Consider the following 25,931-nt stretch of genomic DNA (forward strand, 5'->3'; position numbering starts at 1 on the left):
ATTTGAAAGGCTTTTTTTGGCGTAAAAGCTGTCATATTCCGACTAAAAATTGGTTATGAATAAGCTTTATGAATATTTATTTTATGAATACTTAAACACATTTTTGTGAATAGTTAATACGAAAAGAGGACAAACAAGTGGAACGAGAATCGATGGAGTTTGATGTTGTAATAGTCGGTGCTGGCCCTGCTGGTCTATCAACTGCTTGTCGGTTGATGCAAATTGCTCAAGAAAAAGACCAAGAGTTAATGGTTTGTGTGGTTGAAAAAGGTTCTGAGGTTGGTGCTCATATTTTATCTGGCGCAGTTTTTGAGCCTCGTGCGTTAAACGAATTATTTCCGGATTGGAAAGAAAAAGGCGCGCCACTCAATACTCCCGTCACCGCAGACGATATTTATTGGTTAAATAATGAAACCAAAGGAACTAAAATTCCGAGTTTTATGTCCCCTAAAACTATGCACAACGATGGTAATTATATTGTGAGCATGGGTAATGTTTGCCGCTGGTTAGCCGAACAAGCAGAAGCCTTAGGCGTTGAGATATTTCCGGGGTTTGCGGCCTCAGAGGTACTGTATAACGAAGATGGCAGTGTTGCTGGTGTAATTACTGGCGATATGGGATTAGATGAAGAGGGCAAACCAAAAGATTCGTTTATGCCCGGTATGGAGTTAAAAGCCAAATATACAGTATTTGCAGAAGGCTGCCGTGGTCACTTAGGTAAACAACTAATTGAAAAGTTTGCCTTAGACAAAGGTCAGTCTCCACAACACTACGGTATTGGCTTTAAAGAGATTTGGGACATCGATCCTGCAAAACACCAAGAAGGTTTGGTGGTGCATACTGCTGGATGGCCGATTACCGATGCAACAGGCGGCTCTTATCTTTACCATGGCGAGAATAACCAAGTGCTAGTGGGGCTTATTTTAGACCTCAACTATAGCAATACCCATTTAAGCCCATTTGATGAATTCCAAAGACTCAAACATCACCCGGTTTTCAAGCAGTATCTTGAAGGTGGCAAACGGGTTTCTTATGGTGCAAGAGCCATTGCTAAAGGTGGATTTAACTCTTTACCTAAAATGACTTTCCCAGGTGGTTTATTAGTGGGCTGTGATGCTGGTACCTTAAACTTCGCCAAAATCAAAGGTAATCACACTGCGATGAAGTCTGGATTGCTAGCAGCTGAAACAATTATGGAAACGCTGTCGGATGCGGATGCCGCTGCTTCGCAAGAATTAGTCAATTATACTCAAAAATTTAAAGAGTCATGGCTATATGACGAATTGTTTAGGTCTCGAAACTTCGGCCCTGCTCTACACAAGTTTGGTACTTTTATGGGCGGCGCATACAATACCCTTGAACAAAATTGGTTCAGAGGCAATTTGCCCTTTAATTTCAAAGATGATGTAGCTGATCACTTATTGCTTAAAAAGGCAGAGTATTGCGTCAAGATCGATTATCCGAAACCCGATGGAGTCTTAAGTTTTGATAAATTGTCTTCAGTATTTTTGTCTAATACCAATCATGAAGAAGAACAACCCTGTCACTTAAAATTAAAAGACAGTTCGATTCCTATTCAGGTTAACTTACCCAAGTTCGATGAGCCTGCACAAAGGTATTGTCCAGCGGGTGTTTACGAAGTAATCGAAACTGAACAAGGTGAAAAACAATTTCAGATAAATGCTCAAAACTGTGTGCATTGCAAAACTTGTGATATTAAAGATCCTTCTCAAAACATCACTTGGGTGGTGCCAGAAGGTGCCGGTGGCCCTAATTACCCTAATATGTAATTAGTAATTATGGTAGCGAGTTTATGCTCGTTACCAATATGTATCTAGTTAGGAATTGAAGTGACTTTATGAGCGCTGTGAATTACCAAATACATTCTGATTCAGAACACAAACCTTGGCTAATGTTGATTCATGGATTGTTTGGAAGTTTGGATAACTTGTCTGCATTGCGCAGGCAATTTACCGACTCTTTTCAAGTGATATCGATAGATTTGCCCGATCATGGAAAGTCGGCTTTTACCCCAAGCATTAGTTTTGAGGTATATGCCGAATTAATCTCAACACTCTTAAATGGCCTTGGTATTAACCAACTCACTCTAATTGGTCACTCGTTAGGTGGCAAAGTAGCGATGCAGCTGGCTCTAAATCACACTGAAAAAGTCAGTCGGTTAGTCGTATTGGATATTGCACCAGTAAAGTATTCAGCAAGACATAACAAGGTGTTTGAAGGATTAAACAATGTTGATCTTAAACAGATTACTAGTCGTAAAGAAGCCGACATTGCACTATCACGTTATGTCGAAGAAAGTTCAACGAGGCAGTTTTTATTAAAAAGTTTGTATAACCAAAACCAAAGTTGGAGTTGGCGTTTTAATTTAAAACAATTACAACACGACTATAGGATGATATCGGAGGCAATAACTTCTGACACCCCTTTCACTGGTCCAGTATTATTTATTAAGGGCGAACATTCGGACTACATTTTGCCTCAACATAAACAAGCGGTTTTACAGTTATTTCCTAATAGCGAGTATAAAATGGTCAGTGGCACAGGGCATTGGCTTCACGCCGAAAAACCTGAGTTATGTAGCAAAATTATAAGCGCATTTTTGTCTAAATAGAAATACCAGCTATCTGGACAATTCTCATAGTTAAGACTCTATGTTAATATGCGCCAGATTTTTAAGTGAGTAGAACAAAACACATGTTAAGTGAACATTACGAACAAATAGAAGCTTTAGGTTTAGACCTTGCCATAGTTGGTCTGTTTTTACTCATGGCTTATGTGGTTCACGACATACTTAAAAAGAATAACGTGCCACTCATTGGCAAAGTTGTAGTGTACTTTGTGCTGTTTTTAGGTGCAGCAGGATTTATATTTAAGGGCATTATGCAATGGGTTCTCGAAAGCTAACTTAACCGTTAGCTTTGGTTAAAACCCGATTGAATTTATATTTAGAGGAATAAGTAATAATGGCAAGTGTGGGGCTATTTTTCGGCAGCGACACTGGCAATACAGAACATATTGCTAAGATGATCCAAAAAGAACTAGGCAAAAATCTAATCGATGTAAAAGACATTGCTAAAAGCAGTAAAGAAGATATTGCTGAATATGATCTGTTACTTTTCGGTATTCCGACTTGGTACTATGGTGAAGCACAATGTGATTGGGATGACTTTTTCCCAGAATTGGAACTCATCGATTTTGAAGATAAATTAGTTGCCATTTTTGGCTGCGGCGATCAAGAAGACTATGCGGAATATTTCTTAGATGCGATGGGCATGGTCCGAGACATAGTAGAAGCCAAGGGGGCTATTTTGGTAGGCCAATGGCCGACAGAGGGTTATGATTTTGAAGCATCGAAAGGCATGGCCGATGATGATCATTTTGTAGGATTAGGAATTGATGAAGACCGTCAACCTGAACTCACTGAACAACGTGTTAAACAGTGGTGTAAGCAAATTCACGATGAACTTTGTTTAGCCGAACTAGCCTAATGAACAAAAGGAGCTGAGGCTCCTTTTTTATTAACTAACAGGGTAAATAGCTTTTAAATCAAAATAGGTACCCTATAATGACGACACAGTTTTATTATTAAGTAAGCTAATGGATCAAAATAAAGAATTGAAAAAAGCAGGGTTAAAGATCACCCTTCCCCGCTTAAAAATCCTAGAAATATTACAACTCCCTGAAAATCAACATATCAGTGCAGAAGACGTATATAAAATTCTCATCGAACATGATGAAGATATTGGATTAGCTACAGTTTACCGAGTACTCAACCAATTTGACGATGCTGGCATTTTAAACCGTCACCATTTTGAAGGTGGTAAATCTGTTTTCGAGATTAGCCATAAAGAGCACCATGATCATTTGGTGTGTTTAAAATGTGGCAAGGTAATTGAGTTTGAAGATGAAGTAATTGAAAAACGCCAAGAAGAAGTCGCCGAACGTCATAATATAAAACTGACGCATCACAGTTTATATCTGTATGGTGAATGTAAAGAAAACTGCGACGCAGATTAATCTTTCTGCGTTAACTAGTACCAACATAACGCCGCTATTTACGCGGCGTTTTTTATTGCCAATTAGTTTACTGACTGATTCCTTAATGATTGCTTTTGAGCAGCCAGAAACCCCACAACCAACATAAACTGCGCGGCATAATAGGTGCTCATTATCCAGTATGTCTCAAACGGAATCGCATAAACGAATTTATTAATGGCAATAAACGAGTCAGAAACAATAAATAACACAGCTCCCAAGACAGCCCAGCGCATAGGTAATCTAGACTGTATTGCCAATAATCCCATGGTTGCTATCGCCAACAAATAAACCATCACAGGTAGCTGTAATTCGCCCAGTTTAGGTATTAATAACCACGCCATAAAAAACAAGTACACAACCAAGAGTAGACTCAAAGGCCAACGCCTCATACCGACTCCCCAACTTCGACTAAATAAGAATCCATAACTAAGCTGAGCAATTAAAAATGCAGCGACTCCAAATATAAATTCATCAATAGCCAGTAATAAATCTCCGCAGCCACTAAATATTAAGGAAAACAGCAAGACAGCCCGAGTTTGGCTGGGCTCTGACCGTAGCACTACTATTATCAGCAATAGAATGGGGGTGACCTTATACAGCCATATAAAGGTCTCTAGATAACTAACGCCAAGCAAATATAACAGCGAAAAACTCAAAAAAGCGATACTCATAGTTTTAGACATATTTGTTCACTACTTTATTTATTATTGTTTAAATTAGTTCTAGCAACAGACCCAAATCATTCGTAAATGATTGCCGGACTCTAGCAAAGCTTACAAAGCCTTCCTAAAAATTATGATAACAAAATGAAGAAGCTAAAGACCCAATAAATGAGACTTTAACTCATTGATAAGTTTACATGATTTTTACCTACCTTAAGCCTAAGTTATAGTGATCCACAGACATTTTCATTAGTTAAAACTTAAGGTAAATATGAATTTTGCAGAATTCGCAGCGTCTCGAAAGAGCGTTCGCGGCTTTACCGATAAAGCCGTCTCAAAAGAAGTGGTCGATGCAGTAATCAACGCGGCTAAATGGGCACCCTCTTCGTACAATACTCAAACATGGCGTATCCATGCAGTGACAGGCGATGTGCTCGATAAAATTCGCGATGATAATACTAAAAACACCTTAGCTGGAAAACCTCATGTTCGAGACTTTCCGTATAAAGAGGACTATGAAGGTGTAAATAAGCAACGTCAAATAGACGTAGCGATTCAATTGTTTGAAGTAATGGGAATTACAAGAGAAGACAAAGAAAAACGCATGGAATGGATGATGCGAGGATTTCGCCAGTTTGATGCCCCAGTTTCTCTCGTCCTAACTTATGATAAATCCTTAGAGCCAGCAGGGATCACCCAGTTTGGCCTAGGCTCTTTGGCTTACGGCATAGTGCTTGCCGCTTGGGATCTTGGATTGGGTTGTGTCATAAACGGTCAAGGTATTATGCAGTCTGATGTTGTACATAAACACGCTAATATACCCGACAACGAAGCAATCATGATTTGTATCGCAATGGGTTATCCAGATCCTAATTTTGCCGCAAATGAGGTACGTTCAGTGCGCGCAGATAACGAAGAGTTTGTGAGTTACCACGGATTCTAATTCCCCCCCCTTAGATAACAAAAAAATTCTGTACTCGTAAGTATTGCGGTTAACTTTTTACAAGCATAACCGCCATTTATTTAAAACACAGGTTCCCGCAATGCTCTATGTGATTTGCCATTTAGATATACTTTGTTGTGATTAAAGGTTGCAGCAAACACGAGCAAAATCCGACGCAATTTCGTAAAAATATATTTACACTTACACTAATTTAACAACAAATTCGACCTAACTTAAAAATACCCATGGCGGGAATTTTCTAATGAAATACTCTAAGCTGCTGCCTTTAAATATTCTAGTGAACGCGCCTAAACACCAGTTAGCACTAATCACTAAAAGACACTAAATAGAGGGATTAATAATGGCAGACTTATTTGAAAACCCAGCGGGTTTAGACGGATTTGAATTTATTGAATTTTCTTCTCCAGAAAAAGGGCAATTAGAACAAGTGTTTTCTGCAATGGGATTTACCCACATTGCCAACCACCGTACCAAAGATGCCCAGTTATGGCGCCAAGGCGGCATTAACCTCATCGCTAATTATGAGCCCAAATCAGCGGCTTGGTATTTTGCGCGAGAACATGGGCCATCTGCTTGTGGGATGGGATTTAGGGTAAAAGATGCGGTTCAGTCGTATAAATATCTATTGGCGCAAGGTGCTGAGCCAGTTGTTGTTGAAACCGGCCCTATGGAGCTTCGATTACCCGCCATTCGTGGCATTGGCAATGCAATTATTTATCTTATCGACCGCTATGGCGACGAATTGTCAATCTATGACATCGACTTCAATTACATTGACGGTGTTGACCGCAATCCAGTAGGTGCAGGCTTTAAAGTAATAGATCACTTAACCCATAACGTTTATGGCGGCCGTATGAAGTATTGGGCTGATTTTTATGAAAAATTGTTCAACTTCCAAGAGATCCGCTTCTTTGACATCAAGGGTGAATATACAGGTTTAACCTCTAAAGCACTAACGGCGCCTGATGGTAAAATTCGGATTCCCTTGAACGAAGAAGGAGAAGGAGGCAAAGGCCAAATTGAGGAATTTTTACGTGCATTTAATGGAGAAGGGATCCAACATATTGCCTTTAGTTGTGATGACTTAGTCGCGTGTTGGGATCGCCTCAAAAATATGGGAATGCCATTTATGACAGCGCCGCCCAATACTTATTATGAGTTACTTGAAGGGCGGTTGCCCAATCACGGCGAGCCTGTTAAACAATTACAAACTCGTGGGATATTAATGGATGGTACAACCGAAGGTGGACCACGATTGCTGCTGCAAATATTCTCTGAAACCCAACTTGGGCCAGTTTTCTTTGAGTTCATTCAACGTAAAGGTGATGATGGCTTCGGCGAAGGTAATTTCAAAGCGCTATTTGAGTCTATTGAACGTGACCAAATTAATCGAGGGGTGCTAAATACCCCTAATGAAAGTGCAGACAAAACGCCAGTTTAAACTATCTTTAAAAGCCCATAACAGAGTGAATCCTCTGCGTTGTGGGCTTCTCAAAAACACAGCTCCCCACTCAAAGTATCGCCTATAGATGCTAAAGCTAGTTACCAGCGTTTAGATTTGTCTAAATCACTGTCTTTGGCCTCTATCCACATATCACCTAGGGTGGTGGTTTCTTTTTTCCAAAACGGTGCTTGAGTTTTTAAATAGTCCATAATAAATTCGTTGGCGTGATAGGCAGATTGTCGGTGCTGGCTAGTTACGCCAACAAAAACAATTTGGTCTGAAACACATAACTGCCCTACTCTGTGAATAACTGAAATGCTACCTAGCTGCCACTTTTCCCGCGCTTGTTCCACAATTTGATTTAATACTTTTTGGGTCATCGCAGGGTAATGCTCTAAAAACAAACCCGTGACTGCTTGTTCAAGATTGATATCACGTACCAAACCCACAAAAGTCACTAACGCTCCGTCACTATTGTTACTATCTCTTAATTTTTGATATTCATGGGCAAAGTCAAAATCCTGAGTTTGCACACTAATATGGGTAAAATGGCTCATGTAATGACTTAACCACCGGTGACTGGTGGAAAAAAGGCAATCTCGTCACCGTCGTTTAAAGCGGTATCCTCGTTGCTTATTTCTTGATTAACGGCGACTAAGGCCTTACCGTATTGCAAATACTCAGTCCACAAATTGCCTTTTAATTGCAACAATTTGCGCAACTTGGCCACTGTATCAATTGAGTCTTTGTTTTGACTAAGCTCAATTCGTAAACAGTCAGTTTCCACTATTTCTTTTAAATGCCCAAAAAATAATATCGTTAACACGACCAGTCTCCATTTTTACCACCTTGTTTACTAAGCACTTTAATATCACTGATTTGCATATGAGGGTCGACAGCTTTACACATATCAAATAAAGTCAAAGCCGCAACACTTACCGCTGTTAATGCTTCCATCTCGACACCAGTTTGCCCTGCGAGTTTACATAAGCTTTGAATCCGCACTTTGTTCAGTTCATCAAAGGTTTCAAATTCAATTTGTACTTTAGATAACATTAAAGGATGACACAACGGGATTAAGTCACTGCATTTTTTGGCCCCTTGTATACCCGCAATACGGGCAATAGACAACACATCACCTTTGGCATGGGTATTGTCTTTTAACATACTAAAGGCTTGAGCTGACATGGAGATATACCCTTCTGCTAGGGCTTGTCTCTGGGTAATTGCCTTATCGGTAACATCTACCATATTCGCTTTGCCGTGTTCATTCACATGGGTTAAACCGTTATTCTGATCTTGCATAACAATGCTTATCCTCTACTGACACAATTGGCGACAACATTTTTTAAATGCACAACGAAATTACATGGCCTATGAGTCGAATCGAGTTGTTCCTTTAATATACCTGTCCACGCTGTTTTACATGCTCCTGTTGAGCCAGGCACACAAAAAATTGCCGTACCATTAGCCATTCCTGCTAGCGCTCTGGACTGTACAGTTGAGGTACCGATTTCTAGGTATGATTGATGTCTGAATAATTCACCAAATCCCTCAATCTCTTTTTCAAACAAAGGTAACACAGCCTCAGGAGTGGTATCTCTTGGGGTAAACCCAGTTCCACCGGTAATAACAACAACCTGTATGTTTTCAGACGCAATCCAATTTGAAACCACCGCTCTAATCTGAAATTTATCATCTATGACTATTTGTTTTTCTAACACATTATGGCCATCATCGGATGCTGCCATTTTTAAAAACTGCCCAGACGTATCGTTTTCTTCAGTGCGAGTGTCTGAAACCGTTAACACCGCAAAATTTAAAGCTTGTTTGTTAGTGATAGCATTCACTGACATTGCTACTCCTTAAAATTAGGTTGTTCATCGCAGTATTGTTGCCACTGCGTTGGCGTATTAATGTTCTCTAGTCGAGATTTTTCTAAAGGTGTTATTTGACTACCCTGTAACGAATCCAGCATAGTTTTGAGTGAATATTGACGTTTTTTAGGTGCATCAGATATTGTGTCGTTTTGGACACCTAGTTGACTGCTCAGATACTGATTAATCTCAACTGATATAGGGATATATAAAGGTAGATAACAAGTTTCAAAGCAACATAAACTGTTATTTTTTCTGCCCGTTTTTATTAGATGCTCAAAATCCTCGACACGTAAAGCAGGCATGTCTACCGCTGCAACCAATAACTCGTTAATATCTGAATAGTTATTGGCAATTTCAGTCATAACACTATGAATGCCCGATAAAGGCCCACAACCAGCAATACGATCAGCTATACCTTGCTGATACTGGTTTCCACTAACAAACACCTTGTGATCGCATATCTGTGATAATTGCGTCTTTATACATTCGAGCAAGGATACCTGACTACCAGGCAAGGTTAACAAACTTTTATCTGTCCCCATTCTGCTTGATCTGCCGCCCGCTAGAATGACTCCAGCTAACATAGTTTCACATCCGCACAACTCACCACTAACCTCATGTATTTATATCTTAACCACCTAGCATAGCTAAATGTTTAGTCGCACCAGTAAAACCATCTTGTAACCAATGTGTCGCTTCTTTATTACCCAATAATTCGACTAATCTAGCTTGTAGTTCGCTACTGTCTGCAGCTTGCAAACTCGATCGTATATCTAACCCTTGGTCTGCAAACAAACACAAATGCAACTTACCCGTAGCAGAAATCCTCAACCGATTACAACTTGCACAAAAATCTTTGCTATACGGCATAATCAAACCAATTTTTCCTCGGTAGTCTGAGTGAAAAAATTCTTGGGCCGGTCCTGCAGCTTTATCACGGATCAATTGTCCCCAACCATTTGCCAGCAGTTGTTCTTTTATGGGTAAACCTGAGACATGGTTTTGGTTAAAAAACGATAAGTTATCACCTGTTTGCATTAATTCAATTAACCGTAACGTCACTGGCGTTATTTTTAACCAGGATAAAAAATTCTTTAGTTCTTGTTCGTTATACTGTTTCATCAACACCGCATTGATTTTCACTTGAACACCCAAGGCAATGGCTTTGTCGATACCACGTAAAATAGTTTCAAGTTTATTGTGCCCAGTAATAGCTGCAAACATTCGGGGATCAAGGCTATCGATACTGATATTTAAAGAATTAAGACCAGCATCAACCCATTTGTGAATATCGCTTTCTAACTTATAACCATTACTCGTCATCGCAACGTGTTGAATGTTTGGCGCGCAAGCGCAAGCCTTAATGATTTCTGGCAAGTCTTTTCTAAGGGAGGGTTCGCCACCTGTAATACGAATTTTACTGGTACCTAACGATGCAAAACCGTTCACTAAGGTTTTAATTTCAGGCAAGGTCAAAAAATCACGATCTGAATCGCAAGCATAACCATCAGGTAGACAATAATTACATTTAAAATTACATACGTCTGTTATAGACAGCCGCAAGTAGTGGAAACGGCGTCCAAATTTATCTTCTAACATTTTCTTTAACACCTTTCCAAAATGAAGTGACTCAAAAATTAGGACACTTACGGGAGGCTGCTCAATTTCTCTTGCAACCCTGGCGAATCTGCAAATTTGCTAGATTCACGGCTAAAACACCTTGTCATAGATTTAGGTGAGATAGCTCGGAGTTATACACGGCTATTTGATTTAGATATCGAATAACAATAGTGTATTTGTAACACATAAATGTCTTTTTGTAATGGGAATCTGCGTTGTGATTTGGTGAAACTAGATATGCAGAGCTAGCCTCATAGAGCAAGGTGGCACATATGTTGTACATATTTAGGAAGCATATGCATAAATGGCTAAATACAAAGCACTTTTAAAGTGCAAAAAATGAGATTTTATAAGTCTATGATCAATACGTTTATCAACAAAAATAAGCTCTCTGGCGATTTTATTAAAATTGCAGAGGGTTATTTTATTCCTCTAGCAGAGGAAATCAAAACGCACCAATTGAGTGCAAAAAGCACTTATTTTGTTGGTATCAATGGCAGTCAGGGGTCTGGTAAGTCAACTTTATCTGAGTTTTTAAAAGAATACCTCAGTGAGACTTATGGGCTCACCGTTGAAGTAATGTCACTTGATGATTTCTACTTTAGCCGCATAGAACGCCAAATAATAGCAGACGATGTGCACCCGCTATTTAAAACACGAGGTGTTCCTGGTACCCATAATATGTCTTTAGCCAAAAGTGTATTACAGGATCTAAAACAGCAGCGACCTACCACCATTCCACGATTTAATAAGGCAACTGATGATCCTCATCCCATGTCTGCGTGGACCAAAGTAAATGGTGCGGTCGACATAGTAATTTTTGAAGGCTGGTGCTGGGGAGTCGAACCACAAACTTACGAACAATTAAAACAACCGGTCAATACCTTTGAAGAGACTGAGGACCCCAACTCTGACTGGCGCAATCACGCAAATTTACAATTATCTCTTTCATACCTACCTTTATACTCTTTGATGGATAAATGGGTGATGTTAAAAGCTCCATCTTTCGCTGACGTCTATGCTTGGCGCTTAGAACAAGAGCAGAAGCTTAAAGATGCCACAAATAATAAACAAACATCTGGCATTATGGATGAAAAACAAGTGCAACGTTTTATTCAGCACTATCAGCGTTTAACGGAACACGGACTGAGCACTTTACCTAACAAATGTGACCATGTGTTTGAACTGAACTCTTCTCGAGCCATCATTGGCCATAGGACTAAAAAAGTCGATGCTTAACAATGTTTTAATTTTTTCCGATTTAGACGGCACACTGCTTGACCATCATACTTACAGTTTTGCAGCCGCATTGCCCATGTTACAAAAACTTCGACAAGCCAATATTCCTGTTATTGCCAATACCAGTAAAACTTACGCGGAACTAACAGAATTAAGGATCCAAATTGGTTTGGACGGTCCTTTTATAATAGAAAACGGCGCTGCGGTTTATATACCAATTGATTTTTTTAAGAGCCAGCCCATAGGTACCATAGAACGAAATGGTTATTGGGTAAAAGAGTTTTCGAAACCGAGAAAATATTGGTTATCTCTTATTGGAAAGTTACAGGCTCGCTTTTCAGGAGAGTTTAACTATTTTTTCAATATGTCCAATGAGGAAATAGTCGCGGCAACTGGGCTTTCAATTGAGCAGGCCAAATTAGCCGCGTCCCGTCAATATGGAGAACCGATATTATGGTTGGGCAATGACACAACTAAAATTAAGTTTATCCAAGCCATCAATGAACTGGGCACTAAACCACTACAAGGAGGCCGCTTTTTACATCTAGCTGGCACATGTGACAAAGGTCAAGCATTAACATGGTTAAGCCGAGAGTTCCAAAAACAAAAATCCATTGCGCATTGCAATACAATCGCTTTGGGAGACGGCCAAAATGATGTTGCCATGTTAGAAGCTGCTGATATTGCGGTGCGAATTCTATCGCCAGCGAATGCCCCACCTATTTTAACAAGACAAAGCAACGTATACACCAGTCAAGGCTATGGCCCGATTGGTTGGGCTGAATGCCTAGAACAAATAATTTTTAATCATTCACAATTTAACAAATAGTACGGAGATTTTATGGCTGATTTTTATCAAAATGGCATAGTCACGACTTTACACAACTTATCTGAACGACCTATCGAAGCGTTAGAAACAGAACTACTAGAGTTTTCAAAAAAGCGCCCAATGGCACTGATTCTTCCCTCTTTATTTTCCGAGCTTGAAGGGACTGCATTACCCAATATTATCGAGCATCTCACTGACGTCCCTTATCTTTCTCAAATTGTAATTGGCTTAGATAGAGCCAACCTTGAACAATACCAACACGCCCTTAAATTTTTTGGAACCTTGCCGCAAAACCACAGAGTGTTATGGAACGATGGGCCAAGATTAAAAGCCTTAGATGCAAAGTTAAACGCGCTAGGATTAGCGCCGAAGGAATTAGGTAAAGGTCGCAACGTTTGGTATTGCATGGGATATGTTTTAGCGACAGGAAAAGCGGAATCCGTTGCGTTGCACGATTGTGACATATTAACTTACGATAGAGGGCTACTTGCTCGGTTAATATACCCCGTTGCCAACCCGTTGTTTAACTATGAATTTTGTAAAGGTTATTACGCACGCGTGGCCGATGGAAAGATTAACGGTAGAGTGTCAAGATTACTGGTTACGCCGCTAATTAGGGCCTTACAAAAAGTGGTAGGCCACAATGAATACCTCGAATATATGGATAGCTTTAGGTATCCCTTAGCAGGAGAGTTTTCGTTCAGGCGTGATGTGTTAAACGATATCCGCATCCCCAGTGACTGGGGATTGGAGATTGGCGTGTTATCTGAAATGCAACGTAACTACTCTCACAACCGATTATGTCAGGCTGATATCGCCAAAACTTACGATCATAAACATCAAGATTTATCAGCAGATAATGATCAAGGTGGACTATCTAAAATGTCTATCGATATCACCAAGGCTTTGGTTAGAAAACTCGCCACTCAGGGTGAAACCTTTTCAACTGAAACATTTAGATCACTAAAAGCGACCTACTACCGTATTGCTTTAGATTTCATAGAAACCTATAACAACGACGCCGTTATAAACGGCTTAAAGTTAGATATTCACAGTGAAGAAAAAGCCGTTGAGTTATTTGCCAGTAATATTATGAAAGCCGGTGAGAGTTTCCTAGATAATCCAATGGAAACACCTTTTATTCCAAGTTGGAATCGTGTGGTCAGCGCCATGCCAGATGTATTAGAGCAATTAAAAGACGCAGTAGAACAAGATTTCTTAGAGTTTAAGCAACCTTAAGGGGCAATAAATGTTATCGGTTTTAGAACAACTAACAGAACGTGTTGAGCACCATTTAGCCGTTATATATGAGGATATTGAGCTACAAACTCAGTATCCAGAATTATGCAGGCAGTTATTGCGCACGATGCGCATCGATGATGGTGAAGTATTGATAGAACCGAAACGTCACCATAATAATTGGGACCAACGGGATGTTATGCTGATAACCTATGGTGATAGTATTGAAGCCTCGGGGGAAAAACCGCTACAAACGCTGCATCATTTCCTTAAAGATTACTGCGGTGACGCCATAAATAGCGTACATATATTACCGTTTTTTCCTTATAGTTCAGATGATGGATTTTCAGTCATTGATTATTCGACTGTCAATGAATCACTCGGTAATTGGGACGACATCAAGTCCATAACGAGTGACTATCGTGTGATGTCTGATGTGGTGATTAACCATTGTTCATCCCGAAGTTTGTGGTTTCAAAACTTTATCAAAGGAGAAGGACCAGGAAGTGACTTCTTCTATACCGCATCCATAGAGGATGATGTATCAAATGTCGTTAGGCCAAGAACATCTGATTTACTGCGCTTAACCGAAACAAAAAATGGTGAAAAACAGGTTTGGTGCACATTTAGTCATGACCAGGTGGATTTTGACTTTAGAAATCCCGTGGTATTGGATACTTTTGTTTCAATTATTCGTCAATACCTTGATATGGGGATCCGCATATTTCGATTGGATGCGGTGGCGTTTCTTTGGAAAAAAATTGGTAGTAGCTGTATTAACTTAGAGCAAACACATGAAGTAGTGCGTTTGTTACGAACGTTAATAGAACATGCAGTAAGCGACGCCGTTATTATCACCGAAACCAACATCCCTAATAGACAAAATCTCACTTACTTTGGTAATGCCAATGAAGCACATGGGATCTACAACTTTTCGTTACCACCATTACTGGTCAATACATTAGTAACAGGCTCCTGTAAACACTTAAAGTCTTGGTTGGGTAGCATGCCCCCCTCACAAAATGGCACCTTCTTTTTTAACTTTATTGCTTCACATGATGGTATAGGGTTGCGCCCAGCAGAGGGCTTACTTGAAGATCAAGAACTCACCACTTTAGTCAATACTATGCAAAATTTTGGCGGCAGAATATCCTGGCGTACCTCTGAGGAAGGTAAACAAAAGGCTTATGAAATCAACATTGCCCTATACGATGCGCTGCAGGGAACAATTAAAGGTACTGATAAGTGGGGACTAGACAGATTTATATGTGCCCACAGCATTATGTTTGGACTTGAAGGCATTCCGGGAATTTATATTCATAGCCTGTTAGGAACCGGAAATGACTATGAAAGAGTTAAGAATACTAGCCACAACCGCTCCATCAACCGCCACAAATGGAACTATGCCGAGTTACAAGAACAGCTCTCCGCGCCATACAGTCAACATAGTAAAGTGCATTGTAGGATGATAAAACTTCTGAACATTCGTAAGCAACAGGCGGCCTTTCATCCCAGTGCCACACAGTTTACGTTGCAGTTAGGAGAACAAATATTCGGTTTCTGGCGTCAAAGTACTGACCGAAGGCAGAGTATATTTTGTATTTATAATATCTCTGACGAGCCTCAGGTTATTCGATTGAGCGATCTTAACTTAATTGGAACCGACCTTTGGTTTGATCTTATCAGTGACCAAACCATCAGTTTAGAAGATTTGGAATGCCAACTGACCCCCTACCAAGCAATGTGGATCTCTAACATTAACGGTTAACTCAAAGCTTAAGATCACTATCACAAGGCTTATGTAGCACATAAGCCTCACCCTATCCCACTGATTATATTAACTTTTATTGAATCTATTTGATATCTGTCTGGTTCCAAAGACAGAAATGAGCTAAATCCTCGTAAGATTCTCATCTAAAGCGTAAAACTTTCCATAACCATTTGTTTTTAATAGTTTAAATTTTTATGGCATGACCCTTGATATAGCAATAGTGAGTAAAGTGAATGAGGTCTAATTCAGCACTACCTCTGATTACTTTTGAATATACTCGATTAACGTTTTTTAACAGCAAACATGCGACTGACGCTGTTTGTTAATTATCTAAACTTTGTCGTTTTAAATATGGTTTTAAAAATAGGCAAAAAAGGAGTCAATGTATGAAGAAGTTAATACCACTATTCGCGCTGACATTTGCATCTATGGCAATCATTGCCGAAGAGGATCTAATGTCGAAACTAGATACTGATAACGATGGACGCATTAGTATCGAAGAAGCAGCTGAAGACGCCGCTTTATCAGCTATGTTCTCTGAGCTCGATACTGATAAAGACGGCTACCTGTCACCTAGTGAGTTAGAAAACAAGTAAATGAACAGTGTATTTACAGGGGGTTGTAACAACATGTACAACTACAGCCCCTTAAATTTACAAACATAATTGATAAACAAAGGAATAATCCTATGAAAAAATTAATATTGGCATCAATCGTTTCTTTTGCAGCTTTTAATGTTTTAGCCGATCCTGGTGCGATGGCCGTTCATCCATTAGATACAGATAAAGACGGCCTAGTCAGTGTTGACGAAGCCAAAACAGACGACACGCTAAGCGCCATTTTTTCCGAACTAGATGTTAACCAAGATGGTTATTTGTCTCAAATGGAGCTTGAGGTTAAAACTGAAAACGAAATTGACTAGATGTCAAATAGGTTAAAGTGAACCCAGTTAAAAAACCCACCAATCAATTTGATTTGGTGGGTTTTATTATTCAATTGGTAAATCAGTCCTAGCGCCCCACTCACACCAAGAGCCATCATACACAGCTAATTGCTTGTACCCAGCTTCACTGGCGGCCAAAGCCAAAATACAGGCTGTTACTCCGGAGCCACAACTGAAAACTAACTCCCTGTCACCTGCTACCCCTAATTCAGCAAAAATAGTCTTTAGCTTACCCCGAGACTTTAGATTCATATCTTCAATACAGTCTGTAAAGGGTAAATTAATTGAAGTAGGAATATGACCAGAGCGCAAACCTTTGCGTGGCTCTTGTTGTGTTCCCCTAAAACGTCCTTCGCTTCTGGCATCGAGCACATAGAGACTGTCTAGTTGCTGAATTATGGTTTCGGCTGTTACGAAACAGCGGCTATCAAAATTGGCAGTAAAACTTCCTTCTTTACTGGCTAAGGCTAAGTTTGCAACACTGGGCATTTTTTGCTGTAACCAATTTGGCAATCCCCCGTTTAGTACATAAACATTTTGATGCCCCATAGCCTTAAACATCCACCACACTCTAGGAGCGCAATACATGCCCTTGTTGTCATAGATCACAATTACGCTTTCGTTGTCGATACCTAACTTTTTCACCCCTTCACTAAAACTAGTTTTGTTAGGCATACTATGGGGCAAGTCAGAATCCAAATCGCAAAACTCTGTTTCAAAATTAAAAAATTGCGAATTTGGAATATATGCATTTGGGCTTTCATCCTGTTCGCCAGTTACTGGGTTGTCCATTTGTGTGTACAACACAACGAGATTGGGCTGGTTAAGATGTTCATTTAGCCAATCGCTGGTAACCAAATTGGTGTTGGGTCGCATGCTGTTATCCTCATTACATAGGTAGAGTTAATAGTATTTTACGTTGCGTTTATTGGCATGGCTATTCCTTAATTTTTATCCACTTTGTGCACTAGTCTCTGCACTAATCCTTGCACCACACCAGTGCCGATAGTCCCTTTGTATCTCAACATGTGGCACATCTATGCGAATGAATTTAAGAATTCACATAGCTTTCAATAGGTTACCGAAAAAGGAATACAAGCTGACTAGTTGGTCGAATAATTGCTTAGGAGTGAGATAACGATTTAAGTAAATACCCTCAATTAGGTACCCAGTTTATATGTTATTCAATAATGAAATGCTTTACGGATTACACGACAAACCTAAAGTATTACATTGCATCAACGCTGCCTTACAGCACGTTATGGCTTCTTTTATTGGTATTATTACTCCGACGCTAATCATAGCCTCAACATTAGGACTTACCGCAGAAATACCTTACTTAATTAGCATGGCTTTGATGGTTTCTGGAGTCTCTACCTTTATTCAAGCCAAAACCATTGGTCCTATTGGTTGCGGATTAATAGCGGTTCAAGGAACTAGCTTTACCTTTATTAGTGCCCTACTTGTAGCGGGATTAATGGTTAAAGAAAAAGGAGGTAGTAATGATGAAATACTCGCCATTATGTTTGGAATTTGTTTTTGGGGTGCATTTGTAGAAATAATTTTAAGCCGCTTTATTGGCTATCTAAAGTCTATTATCACACCACTCACCACAGGTATTGTTATTACCACTATAGGGATCACCTTAATAAAAGTTGCGATAACAGACATGGCCGGTGGATTTGGCGTCGACGAATTTGGTTCAGTAGACAACTTACTCTTAGGCTTTACCGTTTTAGTCATAGTGGTTGCTCTGAATACCTCCAAACACCCGATATTACGTTTGTCGGCAATTTTTTTAGGAATGCTAATTGGATGTATTATTGCGTGGTCACAGAACCTTTTATCTTTAGATGATATGGTTGCGATGCCTCTTTTTAGTTTTCCTGAACCATTTAAGTACGGTTTTTCATTCCAACTAGATGTGTTTATTCCTGTTGCGCTAGTATATTTCTTAAGCGCAATTGAAACATCCGGAGACCTTACTGCCAATAGTCTATTTTGCAATCAACCTATTACTGGGCCAGTGTATATAAAACGTATTAAAGGTGGAATTTTAGGCGACGGATTTAATTCACTATTAGCGGCAGTGTTTAATAGTTTTCCGAATACCACTTTTGGACAAAACAACGCTGTGATTCAAATGACTGGGGTTGCAAGCCGCCATGTTGGATATTATATCGCTGGGTTATTAGTGTTATTAGGTTTGTTTCCTGCAATAGGCGCCTTTATTCAACTTATGCCAAAAGCCGTATTAGGTGGCGCCACTTTAGTGATGTTTGCCACAATTGCTGTGGCCGGTGTGAAAATATTGACAACTGATACAATCGACCGCCGCAAAAGTCTGATCATTGCGACGTCCTTAGGTCTAGGTTTAGGGGTGATGATGGTGCCACAAGCCCTGACGCAATTGCCCCCCCTTGCGGCTAATATTTTATCATCCTCTGTCACCGTTGCGGGATTTAGTGCAATCATCATGAGTTTGCTTATACCCAACAACGAACCACAGCCAAGCGCGTCTGCAATCAAGTAGTTTGAGATATTAAAAATGCAAAACAAAACACTGTGGCTAAAATCCCCAAGCGCCATTTACACGGGAAACCATTTAAACGCAGGTAACGGCTTAGTTATCAAAGGCGACAAAATAGTTGAATTGGTTGCATCAGGAAGGACACCCACAACAACCGTTGATAATTATTTAGATTGTAGTAACAAAGTTATTACCCCAGGACTCATCAACACTCACCACCATTTTTATCAAACACTCACACGTGCAGTTCCTGGCGCTGTGAATAAGCCGCTATTTCCTTGGCTTAAATACCTATATCAAATATGGAAAAACTTAGACGAAGAAATGATCTATACCGCCACGCAATTAGCAGGGTTGGAATTGATGTTATCTGGCGCAACGTGTATCGCAGACCACCACTACGTTTTCCCAAAGGGTCTGGAACAGGCTATTGATATTCAAGTAGAGGCCATCAATTCATTAGGTTGCCGGGCGACTCTAACCAGAGGGTCTATGAGTTTAGGGGAAAGTGCCGGAGGATTGCCTCCAGATAGCGTTATTCAAAACGAAGATGTGATCCTACAAGACAGCCAAAGATTAATATCAAAATATCACGACAGTAGTCCAGAAGCCTTTATCCAAATAGCATTGGCACCCTGCTCGCCTTTTTCCGTGTCTACATCCTTAATGCAAGATACTGCACTATTAGCAGAGAAAAATAATGTTTTATTGCACACCCACTTGGCCGAAACCGAAGATGAAAACAATTTTTGTCTACGTCAGTATGGAATGCGTCCTTTAGACTATTTAGAACACTGCAATTGGCTGGGTGACAAAACGTGGTTAGCCCATGGGATCCATTTTAACCAAGATGAAATAACACGGTTAGGCAATGCCAATGTGGGCATTGCCCATTGTCCTAGTTCAAATATGTTATTGGCTTCGGGTATTTGTCCTACTGTCGAATTAGAAACAGCTGGTTGTAACCTTGGTTTGGCCGTAGATGGTTCTGCGTCGAACGATTGTTCCAATATGATCCAAGAAGTTCGTCAATCATTGTTGCAACAAAGGTTACGTTATGGCGCTGAGGTTATTACTGCCGAGCGGGTATTAGGCTACGCCACAACAGGCTCCGCAAAAGTATTGCATCGGCCGTCTTTAGGACAATTTGCAGTAGGAAAACAAGCAGACTTAGCCATTTTTAATTTAGATGAATTACGTTTTTCAGGTGTAGGGAGTCCTTTGGATGGATTGATTACCTGTGGAGCATATCAGGTAGATAAATTAATGGTCGCTGGACAATGGCGAGTAGAAAATAGTGTACATAACTCACTACTTTGTGAGCAACTGATGGCAAAGCACCAGAAATTAGCTAAGCAAATTCAAAACTCGGGGTTGGTTTAACCACCCTATGTTTTCAGTAAGCACTTAGAAGGTGCAATCTACGAGCAATTGTTTTGCTTTGGTGCGCCATAAATTGAAACTAACTAAGCCACTGGCAATTATTTTACCGAAACAATCTTTTAATAATAGTAAATATCTAATATTTTCAAGGAATTAACGAACAATTTCAAAACTAGACCAGTTGGACAAGATCTTGGCACTGTTCATGCAAAAATAGTTTCAATACACATAAAACTTAAAAACTAAACTATGCGTTGATTAGGCCAAAGAGCCTTGCAACAAATAGCAAAGCTACTACTTGGGATCACTAGAATGACAAAACCAACTTTTATGACTAAACCACTAGCTAAAGCTATCGCTATTAGCTTAGCCACCTTATTACCTTTGCAGGGTATCGCCCAAGAAACTGAAGCTGAAGATCTTGAACGTATTGAAGTAACAGGCTCATTAGGTAGCTTGCCCGGACAAGATGTTGAAGCAGTATTTGGCTTTGGCAAATCAATTCTAGAAACACCTCGTTCAGCTTCAACTATCAGTGAAGAACAATTAGAAAGGTTTTCTATTAGTGATATCGATGAACTAGTTGCATTTGCACCTGGTACTTATACCCAATCATTTTTTGGTGTTGCAGGCTCACTAGACGTACGTGGTACACCAGGCGAAGCCTACTTTCGTGGTGTTAAACGCTTAGACAACCCTGGTAACTATCCGACTCCTATTGGCGCATCTAGCCGAATCGATATAGTGCGTGGACCCGCTTCACCTATTTATGGACCAGCTAAAATTGGCGGTTACTTAAACTTTAATCCCAAATCAGCCAGTGCTAGCCGCGGCCAATATTTAGACGAAAATGCCGGCGCTATTTCTTATACAGGTGGCAGTTGGGATAAAAGCGTGTTGACTGCTGAGGTAGGTGGACCGACTTCAATTGGTGATAAAAAAGGGGGGTTTTACTTATACGGTGAGGTAGAGAACTCGGGAAGTTATTACGACAACAGTGGCACAGACCAAACAATATTGCAGGGCTCGTTTAATATCGATGTAACTGACAATTTGCGATTTGAAATGGGAGGTATGCACCACTTATACGACGGAAACCAAGTCGCAGGTTGGAACCGTTTAACTCAAGACTTAGTTGACAACGGCACGTACATTACTGGTACTGCAAAACCTCTAGATACTGACAACGATGGTTTAATCTCTCACGATGAATATGGCGCAGTAAACATTGCTGGTGCAGGCTTCTTCTATCCTTATGCTCCGGGATTCACCGATGCCGACGCAACTGAACTAATGCAACTAGATAATCCTGGGACCACTACATTAAAAGGTAACCAAACTCTAGTTTCTTCAGATGACGTGTTACTTAACACTGTGGATACCTTGTATTTCGATATTATGTATTACACCGATAGCGGCTGGGAAATCAAAAACCAGTTGTTCTACGAAACATACGACAACCTCAATGAAAATGCATACGGCTTCTCGCAAATGCATGATAGTTCGGTTATCGAAAACAAATTAGTATTTGCAAATATGTACGAGACAGACTCTTTTGTCGCTCAAGTGCAGTTATCGCCTTCGATTCGCCACACAGAGTTTATGCATGCTGACGATTTTACTTATGAGTATTTCAACCGTCGCGACTTAACGGGCCCTTCTACGGCATTGGACAAACGTGAAATGGCCACGCGTATTAACGATAATTTCGATAATTATGATGTGGGTCACTATACCGATTTTGGTATCGCGGCTATGACTGACCTCACTTGGGATTTTGGGCTTAACATTGTACTAGGTGTGCGATACGACAGCATAGATGTTAAAACTACCACTCGTGGTGATTTATTATTAACTAAAGTACCAGTAGCGACTGCAGAAGATACCTTTAGTGGTACTTCATGGAATGCGAGTATTTCATACAAATTTGAATTTGGTCTAATCCCTTATTTCACCCAAGCTGAACAAGCAACGGTAGTGGCAGGTCAAGGTGCTGAAATTGGTTATGGACAGTTAATCGATGACGACGGTAATGCATACAATGGTGCATTCGATACATCTACACTTACAGAATTTGGTGTAAAAGGTTCATTCTTAGATGATAGTTTATACTTTGCTATAGCGTCATATGAACAAGAAAGAACCGACTTTAATGCCCAAGCCATAGTAACCAATGCAACTACATTAAACGAAGGTACTGAGATTGAACTTCGTTGGGTGGTTGACGATCAACTAGTAGTCACAGCCGGTTATACCAATATGAAAGTGTATAACTTAACAGCATGGAATAACGGTGAAGGTGGTTCACTATTTGGTTTCTTAGGACTTGAAGACTTAACAAGCTTAACAGATCCGTCTTTAGTACTTGGTGGTAACCCTATTGGATTAACCTTGATACCTAGTGCAGCTGATGGTGGAACTATCGAAGATGCACGTAAGCAAGGTATTCCTGAAAACATTTATACTGCCACTGCAACTTACGATTTCCAAAATGGATTTACTATCAACACTAGTGTTATTCGTGCTGATTCAACCTACTCAGGCTTTTCAAAGAGTGTAACCTTACCTGCATATACACTAGTTAATGCTGGTATTTCTTATACGACAGATACCTGGTCAGCTAACCTTTCAGTTAAGAACTTAACTGATGAAAAATATTATCGTGCAAACTTCCCTGACTTGTTCGGTTCACAAATTGTTCTACCAGAATTGCCGACTAGCTATCAAGCGAAGTTCAGTTATAAGTTTTAATTAACTTTTACCAAGTTAACAGTTAGGGTAAATACATGATGTATTTACCCTTTTTTATTGGCAGAAATTATATGTTTATCCCTTCCTTAAAAGTCGTTCTCGCTATTGGACTCACACTATTAGTATTGAGTTGTTCTCCTCAAGAAGCTTCAGTAGCGAAACAAATTAATTCCCCAGCCCCCATAGAAATTAAAGTGGTGGTAGTTACGATGTTTGAAATTGGTGCCGATGAAGGAGACAAGCCTGGTGAATTCCAGCTATGGAAAGCAGGACAAAAGCTCGATACTTGTTTACCTTTTGCGATTTCACACCACGATATTTGTATTAACACTGAAACAGGTGTATTGGGCATAGTCACAGGTATGGGTACTGCGAAAGCCGCTACGGCTATTATGGCTTTAGGTTTAGACCCTAGATTTGATTTAACCCATGCCTACTGGTTAGTAGCTGGGATCGCCGGGGTTGACCCTGCCGATGCATCAATCGGCTCCGCGGCGTGGGCGACTTGGTTACTCGACGGAGATTTGGCCCACCAAATTGATGCCAGAGAAATACCTAATAATTGGTCTACTGGATATTTCCCCTTGTTTACTACTGATCCCTTATTAGAAAAGCAAACTATTGATCCTAAAAAGCTCAATAGACACGGCCAATCTTCAAATGGCGAAGTCTATCAACTTGATCCTCAGTTAGTAGATTGGGCTTACGCACTCACTAAAGATGTTGAACTAAATGATTACCCGCAAATGCAGAGATTGCGAGACAAATACATAGGTTACCCTAACGCTCAAAAATTGCCCTTTGTATTAAAAGGCGAACATTTGGCTGCATCCACATTTTGGCATGGGGACTTGTTGACACAATGGGCCAATAACTGGACCCATTATTGGACGGCAGGACAAGGTAATTTTGTCAGTTCGGGCATGGAAGATACTGGCAGTTATCAATCTATGATTTATCTAGACAAAGTGCAAAAAGTCGATAAATCACGTTTTATGGTGGTGCGTACGGGCAGCAATTATTCTGCACCTCCCAAAGACTTGAGTGCTATTGAAAATTTACGACTAGAGAGTGGTGAAAATGGCTATGCAGGCATGCAGTCTGCCCTTGAATCAGCTTATTTAGTAGGCAGTAAAGTGGTGGATACTATTGTTGCTAATTGGTCGACTTTCAAAACAACCATGCCTTACGCAGTTGAGGGCAATACCACAAAAGTGGCACAACAACGGCTTACAGTAAACAATGAAAGTTCTGCCTCAATCAGTGAACTTTCCAGTACGGCAAACAAAAGTAAGATGACTGCAAAACAATTGGCAGAAGCTTTACACTTAGAAGCCCACGTTGAAGGCGGATATTTTCGACAAACCTTTAAAGCAGATCATCGCCCTACTATTGCCACTGAAAATGGTGACAGAGTGACAATGACCAGTATTTATTACCTGTTAAGTGCAGAGTCACCTATTGGACATTTTCATATGAATCAATCAGATATCATGCATTATTTTCATATGGGCGATCCTATCACCTACTTTATGCTTAACCCTGACGGCAGTTTACAGAAAACTATTTTAGGACCAGATCCAACCAAAGGGCAAACGATGCAAATGCTGGTTAAAGGTGGTACGTGGAAAGCTTCAAAAATTCCTCAAGATGGACAATATGGATACGGGCTAATAGGTGAAGCAGTAGCGCCAGGATTTGACTATGCAGATATGCAGCTAGGTAAGAAGGCTAGCTTACTTAAACAGTTTCCCAAGTATACCCAGCTCATTACTGAACTCAGTCGCGACTGATGAACTTTATTAAGCCATTGGACTCCTACAGACATTGCCTCTTCATTTACTTATTTAAAGTCGAGTAAACATATGAAACATCTGTATATTCCAGTTGTCGCCATTTTGGCATTGTACGTTGCTAACAGTGATGCTCAAGAGAGCAAATCTCTCAATTTTATGAATGAACAGTTATCACAGCAATTGCTGAATCAAACCCTAGCACTAAGTGATCCTAAATTGATAAAAGCGCAGGCTGAATTGTTACGTAAACATTATGAAGCACTCATTCAAAGCGGATTTAGTAAGGACGAAGCGCTGCAACTTGTTGTCGCAATGGCATCGCAAGATAAGCGCTAGTGGTTCACAAGTAATTTAAAAAAACGGCTCATAGAGCTAATGCCGATCAGTTAAGAAAACTTTTAATACTCGATTGATAAATTATTGGTATAAAAACAATAAAAGTGGATTCCGGCCAAAAGACTGCCGGAAAGACGATGGTGAGGAATGGCAGTATAGACTGTCGTAAAGACGAAGATGAGGGATGGCAGTAAAGGCCGCCGTAAAGACGAAGATGAGGGATGGCAGTAAAGGCCGCCGTAAAGACGAAGATGAGGGATGGCAGCAAAGGCCGCCGTAAAGACGTAGATGAGGGATGGCAGCAAAGGCCTCCGTAAAGAAGAAGAAGATGAGGGCGCCGGTATAATGGTATGGACCCACCCGCTTTCTAACGGCTTCGTAATGAGCCATGATGGGGTTGTTAAAATCACATCAATAAAGAGGATGAGTCCAACATGAACATTACTACAATTGGCATTGACATAGCAAAATCAGTTTTCCATTTA

26 protein-coding genes and 1 riboswitch are annotated in these 25,931 nt (G+C 40.2%); of the genes, 18 read left to right on the plus strand and 8 right to left on the minus strand.

Features of this window, described 5'->3' with window-relative positions:
* Positions 1 to 152: 152 nt before the first annotated feature.
* The 5 genes from KO534_RS05860 (at position 153) to fur (ending at position 4,038) form a co-directional block, all read left to right on the plus strand.
* Positions 153 to 1,790, plus strand: coding sequence for an electron transfer flavoprotein-ubiquinone oxidoreductase (locus KO534_RS05860; RefSeq protein ID WP_215928407.1), 1,638 nt, complete (start codon positions 153 to 155; stop codon positions 1,788 to 1,790).
* Positions 1,791 to 1,858: 68 nt separating this feature from the next.
* The gene (locus KO534_RS05865) at positions 1,859 to 2,632 is read left to right on the plus strand and encodes an alpha/beta fold hydrolase (RefSeq protein WP_215928347.1); all 774 of its coding nucleotides are present in this window, start codon (positions 1,859 to 1,861) and stop codon (positions 2,630 to 2,632) included.
* Between the two features lie 83 nt (positions 2,633 to 2,715).
* Entirely contained in the window at positions 2,716 to 2,925 is a 210-nt protein-coding gene (locus KO534_RS05870; protein ID WP_215928350.1) for a DUF2788 domain-containing protein, read from the plus strand.
* A gap of 59 nt (positions 2,926 to 2,984) precedes the next feature.
* Positions 2,985 to 3,509: a flavodoxin FldA gene (gene fldA / locus KO534_RS05875; RefSeq protein WP_215928352.1), complete on the plus strand. Its 525-nt coding sequence runs from the start codon at positions 2,985 to 2,987 to the stop codon at positions 3,507 to 3,509.
* 109 nt (positions 3,510 to 3,618) lie between these two features.
* On the plus strand, positions 3,619 to 4,038 hold the full coding sequence (gene fur, locus KO534_RS05880; RefSeq protein ID WP_215928355.1) for a ferric iron uptake transcriptional regulator: 420 nt from the start codon (positions 3,619 to 3,621) through the stop codon (positions 4,036 to 4,038).
* 62 nt (positions 4,039 to 4,100) lie between these two features.
* Here fur and KO534_RS05885 read toward each other — a convergent pair whose 3' ends face one another.
* Positions 4,101 to 4,742: a lysoplasmalogenase gene (locus KO534_RS05885; protein WP_252731969.1), complete on the minus strand. Its 642-nt coding sequence runs from the start codon at positions 4,740 to 4,742 to the stop codon at positions 4,101 to 4,103.
* Positions 4,743 to 4,992: 250 nt separating this feature from the next.
* Between KO534_RS05885 and KO534_RS05890 the strand changes: the two genes are divergently transcribed.
* Complete coding sequence (locus tag KO534_RS05890; RefSeq protein ID WP_215928357.1) at positions 4,993 to 5,664, plus strand: nitroreductase; 672 nt, start codon at positions 4,993 to 4,995, stop codon at positions 5,662 to 5,664.
* Between the two features lie 361 nt (positions 5,665 to 6,025).
* Entirely contained in the window at positions 6,026 to 7,126 is a 1,101-nt protein-coding gene (gene hppD, locus KO534_RS05895) for a 4-hydroxyphenylpyruvate dioxygenase (protein ID WP_215928360.1), read from the plus strand.
* 101 nt (positions 7,127 to 7,227) lie between these two features.
* Here the strand turns inward: hppD and moaE are convergent, their stop codons facing one another.
* From moaE to moaA, 6 genes are all read right to left on the minus strand, one after another.
* A complete protein-coding gene (gene moaE, locus KO534_RS05900) occupies positions 7,228 to 7,686 on the minus strand; it encodes a molybdopterin synthase catalytic subunit MoaE (RefSeq protein WP_215928369.1) in 459 nt (152 codons plus the stop codon).
* Between the two features lie 8 nt (positions 7,687 to 7,694).
* A complete protein-coding gene (moaD, locus tag KO534_RS05905) occupies positions 7,695 to 7,955 on the minus strand; it encodes a molybdopterin converting factor subunit 1 (protein ID WP_215928371.1) in 261 nt (86 codons plus the stop codon).
* The gene (gene moaC / locus KO534_RS05910; RefSeq protein WP_215928373.1) at positions 7,949 to 8,434 is read right to left on the minus strand and encodes a cyclic pyranopterin monophosphate synthase MoaC; all 486 of its coding nucleotides are present in this window, start codon (positions 8,432 to 8,434) and stop codon (positions 7,949 to 7,951) included. Before moaC ends, moaD begins: the two co-directional genes overlap by 7 nt.
* Before the next feature lie 8 nt (positions 8,435 to 8,442).
* A complete protein-coding gene (gene moaB, locus KO534_RS05915) occupies positions 8,443 to 8,985 on the minus strand; it encodes a molybdenum cofactor biosynthesis protein B (RefSeq protein WP_215928375.1) in 543 nt (180 codons plus the stop codon).
* 2 nt (positions 8,986 to 8,987) lie between these two features.
* Entirely contained in the window at positions 8,988 to 9,593 is a 606-nt protein-coding gene (mobA, locus tag KO534_RS05920) for a molybdenum cofactor guanylyltransferase (protein WP_215928378.1), read from the minus strand.
* Between the two features lie 46 nt (positions 9,594 to 9,639).
* Complete coding sequence (gene moaA / locus KO534_RS05925; protein ID WP_215928380.1) at positions 9,640 to 10,608, minus strand: GTP 3',8-cyclase MoaA; 969 nt, start codon at positions 10,606 to 10,608, stop codon at positions 9,640 to 9,642.
* Positions 10,602 to 10,772, minus strand: a riboswitch (molybdenum cofactor riboswitch). (Overlaps the previous gene by 7 nt.)
* Positions 10,773 to 10,986: 214 nt before the next feature.
* Between moaA and KO534_RS05930 the strand changes: the two genes are divergently transcribed.
* From KO534_RS05930 to KO534_RS05955, 6 genes are all read left to right on the plus strand, one after another.
* Positions 10,987 to 11,868 carry a kinase gene (locus KO534_RS05930; RefSeq protein WP_215928412.1) on the plus strand — a complete coding sequence of 294 codons (882 nt, stop codon included), beginning with the start codon at positions 10,987 to 10,989 and terminating at the stop codon, positions 11,866 to 11,868.
* Positions 11,861 to 12,697: an HAD-IIB family hydrolase gene (locus KO534_RS05935; protein ID WP_215928382.1), complete on the plus strand. Its 837-nt coding sequence runs from the start codon at positions 11,861 to 11,863 to the stop codon at positions 12,695 to 12,697. Before KO534_RS05930 ends, KO534_RS05935 begins: the two co-directional genes overlap by 8 nt.
* Before the next feature lie 12 nt (positions 12,698 to 12,709).
* Positions 12,710 to 13,936 (plus strand): glycosyl transferase, encoded by a 1,227-nt coding sequence (locus KO534_RS05940; protein WP_215928383.1) that lies wholly within the window; start codon positions 12,710 to 12,712, stop codon positions 13,934 to 13,936.
* A 10-nt stretch (positions 13,937 to 13,946) separates the two neighbouring features.
* Positions 13,947 to 15,704: a sugar phosphorylase gene (locus tag KO534_RS05945; RefSeq protein ID WP_215928384.1), complete on the plus strand. Its 1,758-nt coding sequence runs from the start codon at positions 13,947 to 13,949 to the stop codon at positions 15,702 to 15,704.
* Positions 15,705 to 16,093: 389 nt separating this feature from the next.
* Positions 16,094 to 16,303: an EF-hand domain-containing protein gene (locus KO534_RS05950; RefSeq protein ID WP_215928385.1), complete on the plus strand. Its 210-nt coding sequence runs from the start codon at positions 16,094 to 16,096 to the stop codon at positions 16,301 to 16,303.
* A gap of 92 nt (positions 16,304 to 16,395) precedes the next feature.
* Positions 16,396 to 16,629: an EF-hand domain-containing protein gene (locus KO534_RS05955; RefSeq protein ID WP_215928386.1), complete on the plus strand. Its 234-nt coding sequence runs from the start codon at positions 16,396 to 16,398 to the stop codon at positions 16,627 to 16,629.
* Positions 16,630 to 16,695: 66 nt separating this feature from the next.
* On the opposite strand, the gene KO534_RS05960 is transcribed toward KO534_RS05955, so the two are convergent.
* On the minus strand, positions 16,696 to 17,526 hold the full coding sequence (locus KO534_RS05960; protein WP_215928387.1) for a sulfurtransferase: 831 nt from the start codon (positions 17,524 to 17,526) through the stop codon (positions 16,696 to 16,698).
* Positions 17,527 to 17,827: 301 nt separating this feature from the next.
* Here KO534_RS05960 and KO534_RS05965 point away from each other — a divergent pair, with 301 nt between their 5' ends.
* The 5 genes from KO534_RS05965 (at position 17,828) to KO534_RS05985 (ending at position 25,446) form a co-directional block, all read left to right on the plus strand.
* Positions 17,828 to 19,183 (plus strand): nucleobase:cation symporter-2 family protein, encoded by a 1,356-nt coding sequence (locus KO534_RS05965; RefSeq protein WP_215928389.1) that lies wholly within the window; start codon positions 17,828 to 17,830, stop codon positions 19,181 to 19,183.
* A 15-nt stretch (positions 19,184 to 19,198) separates the two neighbouring features.
* Positions 19,199 to 20,563 carry an 8-oxoguanine deaminase gene (locus tag KO534_RS05970; RefSeq protein WP_215928391.1) on the plus strand — a complete coding sequence of 455 codons (1,365 nt, stop codon included), beginning with the start codon at positions 19,199 to 19,201 and terminating at the stop codon, positions 20,561 to 20,563.
* Positions 20,564 to 20,875: 312 nt separating this feature from the next.
* Positions 20,876 to 23,314: a TonB-dependent siderophore receptor gene (locus KO534_RS05975; protein WP_215928393.1), complete on the plus strand. Its 2,439-nt coding sequence runs from the start codon at positions 20,876 to 20,878 to the stop codon at positions 23,312 to 23,314.
* A 71-nt stretch (positions 23,315 to 23,385) separates the two neighbouring features.
* Positions 23,386 to 25,107, plus strand: coding sequence for a cupin domain-containing protein (locus tag KO534_RS05980; protein ID WP_215928420.1), 1,722 nt, complete (start codon positions 23,386 to 23,388; stop codon positions 25,105 to 25,107).
* A gap of 72 nt (positions 25,108 to 25,179) precedes the next feature.
* A complete protein-coding gene (locus tag KO534_RS05985; RefSeq protein ID WP_215928394.1) occupies positions 25,180 to 25,446 on the plus strand; it encodes a hypothetical protein in 267 nt (88 codons plus the stop codon).
* The last annotated feature ends 485 nt before the right edge of the window (positions 25,447 to 25,931 follow it).

The sequence above is a fragment of the Paraglaciecola arctica genome (assembly GCF_018861065.1).
In the GTDB taxonomy this organism is placed as follows: domain Bacteria; phylum Pseudomonadota; class Gammaproteobacteria; order Enterobacterales; family Alteromonadaceae; genus Paraglaciecola; species Paraglaciecola arctica_B.